We start from the raw sequence: 9,650 nt of genomic DNA, 5'->3' as shown, positions 1-9,650 counted from the left end.
TACAGAAAGGGCATGGGGGCGTGCGGAAAGTTCCGCACGCCCCCAATAATTGTCAGGTTTTCGCCTACCGCTCAGCCGTAGCAGTCTATCGAGCGCCAACACGGCAGTTCAGGACTAAAATCTCTCCTACGCCGACAGGCACGCCACTGCATCGCAATTTCAGGTCCGGGGAAACTCACCTTCGAAACCAGCGATAAAACGCAGGTACCGCGGAGTGAGGAAGGAACCGTCGCTCACCCTTTGCTTCATGCTGGCCAGTTCCCGATAGGCGCCCTCGATGTCCCCTTGAAGCGCCAAGGCGAGTGGGAGCCTCTCGAGACGGCGGTCGGCCATCTGGCCCTTGCCGGTTTCCAACGCGGCCACCAGGCCGGCGTACGAGGTGTGCTCCCGAATGAAGCCGAGGCCGATGTCGGTCACATCGGAAATATTCGCCTGGATGGCGTCCTCTGCGGACACCTCTGCGAGGTCGACTCGATGCTCCAGCCATTGTGCTTGAGGGGTGAGGTAGCCGACGTTCATCGAGACGGTGGCGACATAGGAACGGCCGTCCCATCCCGGTACCACGTCGCCGCACCATTCCAGGATGCGGTCCTCAACCTGCACGCACCGCACTCCCGTGAAGGTCGCGACCCACAGGACGGTTTTCTCGCCCTTCGCGGCGTCCGCGAACGAACACCAGCCTTCAAATCCATTTCCGAGGTCCAGTACGTACTCATAGTTCGACCTTCGACGTTTGAAGCCCAAGCTCTTCATCTCGCCTGCGACTGCTGCGAAAACTTCTGACTTCCTCAACGCGAATGCTCCCTATCTAGTACAGAACCGACTGGGGCACCCTGATCCCCACCAGCAGTGGGGATCAGGGTGCCCCATGACATCACACGTCCTGGTGAACAACGTTGATGACGAAGCGCGACGGGTCGAGGTATCCCGCGATACCCGCCCTGCGCGCGTACCGGCCGTACAACACTAGGCCAGTCTCGGTGAAGAGATCGTCCATCGCCTTCTGGCTCGGCTCATAGGTCGCACCGGGGCCGTTCTTGGATTCGTGAAGGAAGAGGTAGCCGTCTTTCTCAGTCACGAGGTCGTACTTGCGATAGTTACCCTTGGCGTGCCGGGTACCGGGGATACGGGCATGCACCTCGCGACCGATGACAGTGTGCCCTTGGGCCACGACATCGTTCTCGAGTTGGTCCACACCCCGGTCGCCGATCTGGCTAGGCGTTGAGCCGCCCCGGCTGGGCGTTGCGGCGGCGCAGTTGTGAACGAGGACCGGAGTGGCCCCCGCCAGCACATAGTACGTGTGCGTGCTGAGGTGCTGTCATCTGCGTTTTCGCAGGTCAGCGGATCTCGGCCAGTCCGTGGGTGTGCGTGGAAGTGCCGTGTTGTGCACCCCTGTTGCCGTCGGCGTTGCCGTCAGACGCCTGCGCGCGTGAGGGCGGCGGAGTGGGCTTTGGCCGGTGTCCTGCCCGGGTTGGGGTCGGGCATGGTCAGGGGGCCGTACGCTGGCCCGGCAACTCGGGCAGGCTTTGGACCTGCCCGGAATTTGAACGAGTGGCCCCCTGGCCTTGCCCGACGCGGGCCCCAGCCTGGGGAGGTGGGTAAATCCCACGGAGCCGACCGACCCCACCTCCGGGCCTGCGCCCCGGCCAATTCCCCGCCGTCGCCTCGCCGTCGGCCTGGCGTTCGCTGTGCGGGCGCGTCCGGCTTCCCCTGCGCTTCCGGTCGTCCGCTGTGCTGTCTCTGCGCGGCCTGGTCGCTGGCCGGCCCGCGGTGGCGGAGCCGAGAGCGGGCCGGGCGGGCGGCCGTGCCGCGCGCGACCCGCGTCAGCGGGTCGCCTTGATCAAGTAAAGAAACTCTGAACAGCTCACCACTGGTCGATCTGTCAGGCTGTCGATCAGGGGCGCTGCTGCCCGCGTTTCCTCGACTCGGCCAGCGCGGCCTCCAGCTTCTGGCTCGGCGACACGTCCGACGTGGCGTCGTCGTCATGGAGGGGTGGCAGGAACAGGCCGCGTCGGCTCTTCTCGCGTTTTACCTTCCGGCGCTCGTTGAAGACTCGCTGATGCTCCTCGCGGATCGTGACCCATCGCCGGTCCAGCTCCGCCTCCCGCTCCAGCAACTCGTCATCGCTGAGGTCGGCGAACTCGGCGGCAGCCGCACGGGCCTCGCGGGCGATCTCGTCTCGCAGCAGGTAGTTCGTGATCGGCCCGTGGTGCTTGCCCGGCTCCGGGGCCTGGCGCACGAAGACACCGCGCCCCTTGACCGCGTACACGAGTCCTGCCTGCTTGAGGCTCCGATAGGCGTTCTGCGCGGTGGAGTTGGCGACTTGGAATCGCTCCTGGATCTCACGGGCCGGGGGTAGCTGGGAGCCCGGAGGATAGGTACCTTCCTCGATCTCGCGACGGAGGATGTCGGCCACCTGAACGTACGGCGGGCGGCTGTCTTCGTTGCGGATGAGGTCGACCGGCCAGTCCGGGCCTTCGCACTCGGCATCGCCGTGGTCGTCGTCAGCTGGTCTGGCACTCTGGCCGGCTGAGGCGCTGACGTAGCTGCCGCGACCGAGCTGGGAGTAGACGAGCCCTTCCTGCTTGAGCACACGCAGGGCGTTTTGGACGGTGGAGCTGGAGACACCGAACCGGTCCCGCAGCACGTTGGCCGAGGGCAGGCGCTCGCCGGGGCGGAACTCGCCGTTCAGGATCGCGTCCCGCAGGGCCTCGGCGGCCTGGAGGTACGGCGGCCGGGAGTCCTCGTCCAAGGGCAGGGTCATGCCACCACGGTATCGCCAGCCAGCCCTAGCACTACAGGCACATCCACGTGTTCCCCACCTGAGCGCCTCGCAACCTAATCGTTTTCACGATCTAATCGACCTTGCAAGTTAAGCGATGATCTCTTTATGCTCCTAGCGAGCCGATCAAGCGGCTCCATCGATCAAGGGGTGTGATGGCATGGCCATGTCTCGAATCCGTGTTGCTCTGCTGCCGTCGGCGGTGTGCATCGCGGGCACCGAGCCGGTGCTGAAGATCAAGGACCAGCAGACCGGGGAGGTCGCCACCGACCGGGAGACCGGCGCGTCGCTGTACACGGTGACCGTGATGCTCATGGAGGACGGCCGGGCCGAGGTCCTGAAGATCACCGTCCCGGAAACGGGCCTCGCAGCGGGACTGAAGCCGGGTGTGATGGTCCGGCCGGTGGAACTGTTCGCCACCCCGTGGGCGCGGATCTTCAACGGTCAGCTCTCCGACGGCGTCGCCTACCGCGCCGCCCGCCTGGAGTTGGTCGCGGCGGAGGCGGCCCAGTGACCGGCCGTGGCAACCGGGGGCCGCAGCGGAGGCTGCACGCGCTGCGGCCCTTGCCGGGCACCGAGGGCAAGGCGGCGTTCGCCGTCTCCGGTGCTGTGCTCGGACTGCTTGGCCTGAACCCGGCGGACGCGGCCGGGCTGGACCTGGCCGAGATACTCCGCCTGATATCCGAGGCCGAGGGGGACTGACGTGGAGGATCTGACCGACCGCGTGCCGCAGGTGCTGCTGATCGTGGCCGTGCTGGCGGGCGCGTGGCTGCTGTGGGCGATGGCGCGCTACGTCCGTGCCGACCGGGGCACGCGGGTCAGTATGCGGCAGGCCGTGCGGGTGCGCTGGGGCTGGGTGCGCCTGGCGCGGATGGCCGGACTGACGGTCACCGACAAGACACCGGGTCTGCTGGCGCAGATCACCGCGCAGAAGGACGGCCCTGCCCCGGCCCCTCGGGTGCTGACTCCCAGGATCAAGGTGAAGCCGGACCGGTTCGGTGTGATCGTGCGGGCCAGGACGCTGCCGCAGGTCGGATTGGAGGAGTACCAGAAGGCGGCACGCTTTCTGGCGGACGCCTGGCGGTGCACACGGGTCTCCGTCCTGCCGGACGGACCCGGCCGGGTGGTGATCCGTGGCGTGCGCTCCGACCCTTTGACCACGTCGACCGAGCACCGGCCTACCGGCCGCCCGCTGGAGGAGGTGTCGCGCTGGGAGTTGGGGGTGGACGAGTATGCGGCGCCGGTGTGCGTGTCCTTGGCGAATGTGCCGGGGGTGACCGTGGCCGGCACCCCGGGTGCGGGCAAGACCTCGGCGGTGAACAAGTTCGTCTGTGACCTCGCGCCGTCGGCGGCCGTGCAGTTCGTGGGCTTCGACGGGAAGGTGTCGCGGGCCTCGGAGGGCGACTACGCGGACCTGGTCAAGCGGATGTTCGCGTTCTGCGGTGACGACCTGGACGAGGCCAACGCGCTGTTCAAGCGGCTGGTGGAGCTGCGTCGGCGGCGGTCCTCAGTGATCCGTGACGTGCTGGGCGTGAAGAACATGTGGCACGTCGGCCCCTCGCGGCTGTGGCCGCTCACGGTGGTGCTCATCGATGAGGCGCACACGTTCTTCCGTGAGTACAAGGGCAGCGACGCCGAGACGAAACGTTTGGCCGCGTTGACGGCGGAGAACGCCCGGCTGGTGGAGGATCTGGTCAAGAAGGGCCGCAGCGTCGGCATCCTGACCATCCTGATCAGCCAGAAGACCACCGGGGATGCCATCCCGACCTTCATCCGCGATGTGTGCCCCGTGGGGCTCTCGTTCGCGCAGAAGACGGTGGAAGCCGCGGTGGCCGCGCTCGGCGACGACATCCGCAACTGGCCCGATGCCAGCCCGGTGACGTTGCAGGACCCCACCTATGTCGGTGTCGCGGTGATGGCGATGCAGGGCCGCCCCGGCTTCACCCGCATCCGCACCCCGTACGTCTCCGACGCCGACGCCGCCCGCATCGCGGAAGCCACCTCCCACCTGACCGCCGACCCCGCCCTGTGTCTGGACGCCCTCCTCGACACCACCAGCAACACGAACCCCGGCGACGACGAAGGACCGGACGGCCCGGCCGTCCCCCTGGCCAAGCCCTGAACGCCCCCGATCCCACGCCCCGAGAGGAGGTTCCGCGCATGGCGGAGGAACGGTTCACCCGGCGCACCGTGACCATGGTGATGGCGGTCATCGCGGCCCTGGCCTTCGTCTTCTCCTTCGGCAACGTCTGGGCGCTCGCCCTGCGGCTCGGCGTCCCCCGCCCCATCGCCCCGCTGATCGCCCCCATGGTGGACCTGTCCGTCGTCGGCCTCCTGGTCGCGCTGCGGTTCCTGGCCCTGCGCGGTGTCCCCGCGTACGAGTTGAAGGCCGGCACCCGGCTGCTGCACCTGTGCGGGCTGCTCACCCTCGCGCTGAACACCGCCGAGCCCCTGCTGACCGGACGCTACGGCCGGGCCTGTTTGGACACCGTCGCCCCGCTCCTGCTCCTGGGCTGGGGCCACGTCGGCCCCGCCTTCCTCGCCCACTTCCACACGGCCGCACACCGGGAGGACACCACCGCAACCATCACCCCCGCCCCCAGCGCTGAGCCGGTGCCCACCTCGGCGCCCGCTCCCGAAACGGCGGCTCCGGCCCCTGAGCCGGTCCCCGCCTCGGCACCTACGCCGCCTCCGGCCGCAGTGCCTGCCGTGCTCAAGGTCCCCGACTCCGCCCCCGCCCCGGCCGTCACCACGGCGCCTGCCACCGGCTCCCGCCCGGCCCTCCCCGCCGCACTGCTGAGTGCGGCCCGGCGCATCGCGGACACCCACCAAGCCGAGCACGGAACACCGGTTACCGCCGCGCAGCTCGCAACCCGCATGGGCGTCGCCCTGCCGGTGGCCATCGCCGCCCTCGCTCAGCTCTGAGCCACCCCGGCCACCGGCCGGATCCCCCCTGAAATCCACGCCCACCCGATGGGCCTGGTTCGTCATGCCCCGAGCAGCACCAACACGGCTCCTGCGTCGCTGGTTGCTGCTCGGGGCCACACACCCGACAGAAGGGACACGCCCCGAATGGTCACCCTGGACCTGCGCCACGTGGCAAGCCCCGCCGCGCGGGACCTGCTCCACCTCGTCAACCAGCCCGACTTCGACCGCGCACAGCAGCAGATCGAACGCCTCGGCGGCTGCACCGAACCCGTCCGCCTGACCGGCCGTACCGCCACCGTCGACACCACGACCGGCGAGGTACTGCGCTCCTACGCCACATCCGACGAGCCCACGGGCAGCCTGCTCACCGCGTGCGGCAACCGCCGCGCCTCCCGCTGCCCGGCCTGCTCCCGCCTCTACGCCGCCGACACCTACCACCTCATCCGCGCCGGACTCTCCGGCGGCAAGACCGTGCCCGACACCGTCCGCACCCACCCGCGCGTCTTCGTCACCCTCACCCCACCGTCCTTCGGCCCCGTCCACAACCGCCCCACCACCCCCGGCGGCGACATCCGCCCCTGCCGCTGCCGCAAGCTCCACGAACCCACGGACACCCTGATCGGGACACCGCTGAATCCGAAAACGTACGACTACGCGGGCGCGGTCCTGTTCAACGCCCACGCCTCCGCCCTGTGGGCACGCTTCACCACCTACCTGCGCCGGGAGATCGCCGCTGGGCTCGGCATGACCCAGAGGGCCGCCCACGCGGTCCTGCGGGTCTCCTTCGCCAAGGTCGCCGAGTACCAGCAGCGCGGCCTGGTCCACTTCCACGCCGTGATCCGGCTCGACGGCCCGGACGGCACCAGTCAGCCCCCGCCGCCGTACGCCACCGTCACCGTGCTCACCGATGCCGTACGCGCCGCCGCCTCCCGGGTCCGCGTCACGGTCGCGTCGGACGCGATCGGGGAACGCGAACTCGCCTGGGGCGAACAGCTCGACGTACGCGAGATCGCTGCCTTTGGCGCTGACACCGAATTCAACGATCAGGCCGTGGCCGCCTACGTGGCCAAGTACGCCACCAAGTCCGCCGACGCCTCCGGCGCCCTCGACCGCTCCCTATTCTGCCGCCCCTGCCAGGGACGCGGCGCCACTCTCCTGCCCCACGGAACCCCGCTCCCGTGCACCACGTGCGACGGCACCGGACAGGCCCGCCCGTTGCCGCGCCTCGCCGTCGCCCGGCACGTGCGGCAGATGATCCGCACCTGCTGGGAGCTGGGCAAGCTGCCCGAGTTCGCTGGCCTGAAGCTCTGGAAGTGGGCCCACATGCTCGGCTTCCGGGGCCACTTTTCCACCAAGTCCCGCTCCTACTCCACCACCCTCGGCGCGCTCCGTGCCGCCCGCCGCGCCTGGCGCACCGAACAGGCCCGCACCCACGCCAGCCTGCCCAAGCCCGACCCGGACACCACCCTCGTCATCGGCCACTGGGCTTACCTCGGCACCGGCTACAGCCCCGGCGCCGGATTCCTCGCCGCCGCCGTCTGGCATCGCAGAGAACTCGCACGGCAGTTCATCGCGGAAGGGGGCTGCTGATGACCGCACATGACCCGGTCCCGCCCTGCGAGGAGGAGCTGCTGACGGTTCCCCAGGTCATGGCCCGCCTCCAGCTCGGCCGCTCAGCCGTCTACGACCTGCTCCGCACCCGCCAGCTCGCCTCGATCACCCTCGGCCGCGCCCGCCGCATCCCCACACACGCCCTCACCGACTTCATTCGCACCCGCCTCGACCAGGAAGCCGCCGCCTGATGACCACACCCCGAGACAACCCCGCCTCCCGCCGCGTGCGCGCCAACGGCGACGGGACCGTCTACCAGCGCAAGGACGGCCGCTGGGAGGCAGCCGGATACGTCCTCGCCCCTGGCAACACCCGCAAGCGCGTCCGGGTCTACGGCACCACCCGTAGGGAGGCGCTGGCGAAGCTCACCGAGAAGATCGCCAACAGCAACCGCGGCCTCCCCGTCCCCTCCACGCAGGGCAGCGTGGCCGCGTACCTGACGTACTGGCTGGAGACCGTCGCCGTCCACCAGCTCCGCGAGAACACCCACACCCGCTACACCGCCTGCGTCAACCGCTACCTCATCCCCGGCCTCGGCAAGAAGAAGCTCGCCAAGCTCACAGCCAAAGAGGTCCGTACCTGGCTCAACCAGCTCCGCACCACCTGCCAGTGCTGCACCCGCGGCATCGACGCCCGGCGCGACCAGCCCCGCTGCTGCGCCGCCGGCCAGTGCTGCCACAAGCTGCTCTCCCCGCTGACGCTCACCTACATCCACTCCGTCCTCAAATCCGCCCTGGAGCACGCCGTCCGCGAGGAAGAGATCCCGCGCAACGTCGCCCGGAACGTCCGCACCGGCACCCCACGGCCCCGACGCTTTGAACCCCTCACCGCCGACGAAGCCCGTCAATTCCTCACCGCCGCGCAAGGTCACCGGCTGCACGCGCTGTTCGAACTCGCCCTCCACACCGGACTCCGCAAGGGCGAACTTCTCGGCCTCCGCTGGGAAGACCTCAACCTCGACGCGGGCACCGCCGCAATCCGCCGAACCTTGCAGCGCACCAGCGCAGGCGGGCTCACCACGCTGCCCACCAAAACGCGGGCCTCCGAGCGCCGCATCGCCCTCCCCACCCGCTGCCTCCAGTCGCTGAAGCTCCACCACGAGCAGCAGAAGCCCGAACGTGAGGCCGTAGGCACCAGATGGCAGCACGACGGACACGTGTTCACCACCGCGCAGGGCCGACCGATCGACCCGACCAACCTCACCCGCGCCTTCATCGCGCTCCTCCGCAAGGCCGGCCTCCGCCGCATCCGCTTCCACGACCTTCGCCACACCACCGCCACCCTGCTTCTGGAACAAGGGGTCGAACTTGTCGTCATCAAGGAGCTGTTGGGCCACGCCCACATCGGCGTCACCGCCACCGTCTACGCCCACGTACGCCTCCGCCTCCAACGCGAAGCCATGACCGCCCTCGGAAACGCCCTCAGCCACTCCTGACCCACACACGGCAACGGCGGCGAACACTGTGGTGTCCGCCGCCGTTGCCGTCAACTACTGCCGTCACAGCGCCCTAAGGCCCCACCAAGGCATACCTGATGACGCTTTTGATTTGCTGTCGCTACCGAGGCAGCCGAGAGAGCATCTGCGCGAGCTCGTCAGGGAACTCTGACAAGTGCGGCTCGGCACAGTACCTCACGGTGCAGGCGGCAGAGAGCAACTCCACCTCCGAGTAATCTCCGCTTGACAGCATTCTCGCGGACATTCCCAAAGGAACCATGAAGTCCGACTGGGCGCCGTCCGATAGTGAATCGAGAAGATCGGAATCCTCTGAGAGGGCGAACTCCACGATTGATTTGAGGGCACCCTTCAGTTCGGAGATATCCACATTTCTGGAAACCTCTATCATGTCTTCGTATTCGGCGAAACCGAAGCGATTCACTCGGAGGTGCTGCCTACTCACATCATTTCCCTCAGTAGCTGATTCCCTGGTGATCCAGCCTGGGTTGGCAGACCAGTGAACATGGGCTGGCGGGGGTGCCGTGGGCGCCACCCGGCGGAGAATTCAATCCTCTCACCTTCACCACTTCGAACGTCCCTCCTCTGAGCCCAGCGGCACCCTCGGCGGCCTCAGCCTGAATGAGACACATCGTCTCTGCGCATCCCGCATGGTAACGGCCACCTTCCGGCGTGAACCGCCGAACAAGGGAGTCCACTTCCCCACCAGGAGTTGGACTCAGATCATGACCTGAATGACCGAAATAGGTTCGCCCTGACGGAGAGGTGTATTTCGCCGCAAAGAACGGACCGTCTACCTTGTTGAACCCCGGGCGCAGACTGTCTGCGTACTCCGCCAGCGATGTGTTGCAGTTGTGAACGAGGACCGGCGTGGCC

At 68.2% G+C, this 9,650-nt stretch carries 11 protein-coding genes; 7 read left to right on the top strand and 4 right to left on the bottom strand.

All coding sequences use genetic code 11. The features are described 5' to 3' along the window. Positions 1-159: 159 nt before the first annotated feature. The 3 genes from QK442_RS35610 to QK442_RS35600 form a co-directional block, all read right to left on the bottom strand. Positions 160-792 carry a hypothetical protein gene (locus QK442_RS35610; protein WP_282698284.1) on the bottom strand — a complete coding sequence of 211 codons (633 nt, stop codon included), beginning with the start codon at positions 790-792 and terminating at the stop codon, positions 160-162. Positions 793-874: 82 nt separating this feature from the next. Then, a complete protein-coding gene (locus QK442_RS35605; protein ID WP_282698283.1) occupies positions 875-1,195 on the bottom strand; it encodes a hypothetical protein in 321 nt (106 codons plus the stop codon). 699 nt (positions 1,196-1,894) lie between these two features. Beyond that, a complete protein-coding gene (locus tag QK442_RS35600) occupies positions 1,895-2,764 on the bottom strand; it encodes a winged helix-turn-helix domain-containing protein (protein ID WP_282698282.1) in 870 nt (289 codons plus the stop codon). Positions 2,765-2,942: 178 nt separating this feature from the next. Between QK442_RS35600 and QK442_RS35595 the strand changes: the two genes are divergently transcribed. From QK442_RS35595 to QK442_RS35565, 7 genes are all read left to right on the top strand, one after another. Continuing rightward, the gene (locus QK442_RS35595; protein WP_004000856.1) at positions 2,943-3,296 is read left to right on the top strand and encodes a hypothetical protein; all 354 of its coding nucleotides are present in this window, start codon (positions 2,943-2,945) and stop codon (positions 3,294-3,296) included. After that, positions 3,293-3,484 carry a hypothetical protein gene (locus tag QK442_RS35590; RefSeq protein WP_282698281.1) on the top strand — a complete coding sequence of 64 codons (192 nt, stop codon included), beginning with the start codon at positions 3,293-3,295 and terminating at the stop codon, positions 3,482-3,484. The genes QK442_RS35595 and QK442_RS35590 overlap by 4 nt, the downstream gene beginning before the upstream one ends. A gap of 1 nt (position 3,485) precedes the next feature. After that, on the top strand, positions 3,486-4,904 hold the full coding sequence (locus tag QK442_RS35585; RefSeq protein WP_282698280.1) for an FtsK/SpoIIIE domain-containing protein: 1,419 nt from the start codon (positions 3,486-3,488) through the stop codon (positions 4,902-4,904). A 38-nt stretch (positions 4,905-4,942) separates the two neighbouring features. Beyond that, the gene (locus tag QK442_RS35580; RefSeq protein ID WP_282698279.1) at positions 4,943-5,707 is read left to right on the top strand and encodes a DUF2637 domain-containing protein; all 765 of its coding nucleotides are present in this window, start codon (positions 4,943-4,945) and stop codon (positions 5,705-5,707) included. A gap of 147 nt (positions 5,708-5,854) precedes the next feature. Further along, positions 5,855-7,300, top strand: a complete 1,446-nt coding sequence (locus QK442_RS35575; RefSeq protein ID WP_282698278.1) for a replication initiator — start codon at positions 5,855-5,857, stop codon at positions 7,298-7,300. Next, positions 7,300-7,512 carry a helix-turn-helix domain-containing protein gene (locus tag QK442_RS35570; protein WP_282698277.1) on the top strand — a complete coding sequence of 71 codons (213 nt, stop codon included), beginning with the start codon at positions 7,300-7,302 and terminating at the stop codon, positions 7,510-7,512. The genes QK442_RS35575 and QK442_RS35570 overlap by 1 nt, the downstream gene beginning before the upstream one ends. Further along, positions 7,512-8,756, top strand: coding sequence for a site-specific integrase (locus QK442_RS35565; protein ID WP_282698276.1), 1,245 nt, complete (start codon positions 7,512-7,514; stop codon positions 8,754-8,756). Before QK442_RS35570 ends, QK442_RS35565 begins: the two co-directional genes overlap by 1 nt. Positions 8,757-8,877: 121 nt before the next feature. Here the strand turns inward: QK442_RS35565 and QK442_RS35560 are convergent, their stop codons facing one another. Next, positions 8,878-9,219: a hypothetical protein gene (locus QK442_RS35560; RefSeq protein WP_282698275.1), complete on the bottom strand. Its 342-nt coding sequence runs from the start codon at positions 9,217-9,219 to the stop codon at positions 8,878-8,880. Between the last annotated feature and the right edge of the window lie 431 nt (positions 9,220-9,650).

The sequence above is a fragment of the Streptomyces sp. CC208A genome (genome assembly GCF_030010625.1).
In the GTDB taxonomy this organism is placed as follows: domain Bacteria; phylum Actinomycetota; class Actinomycetes; order Streptomycetales; family Streptomycetaceae; genus Streptomyces.
Note: the sequence above shows the minus strand (reverse complement) of the source record. Positions and strands in the feature narration are given on the sequence as shown.

Coding starts and splice junctions, on each gene's coding strand:
- QK442_RS35565 (WP_282698276.1), top strand. CDS start 7,512: ATGACCACACCCCGAGACAACCCCGCCTCCCGCCGCGTGCGCGCCAAC.
- QK442_RS35580 (WP_282698279.1), top strand. CDS start 4,943: ATGGCGGAGGAACGGTTCACCCGGCGCACCGTGACCATGGTGATGGCG.
- QK442_RS35595 (WP_004000856.1), top strand. CDS start 2,943: ATGGCCATGTCTCGAATCCGTGTTGCTCTGCTGCCGTCGGCGGTGTGC.
- QK442_RS35575 (WP_282698278.1), top strand. CDS start 5,855: ATGGTCACCCTGGACCTGCGCCACGTGGCAAGCCCCGCCGCGCGGGAC.
- QK442_RS35570 (WP_282698277.1), top strand. CDS start 7,300: ATGACCGCACATGACCCGGTCCCGCCCTGCGAGGAGGAGCTGCTGACG.
- QK442_RS35600 (WP_282698282.1), bottom strand. CDS start 2,764: ATGACCCTGCCCTTGGACGAGGACTCCCGGCCGCCGTACCTCCAGGCC.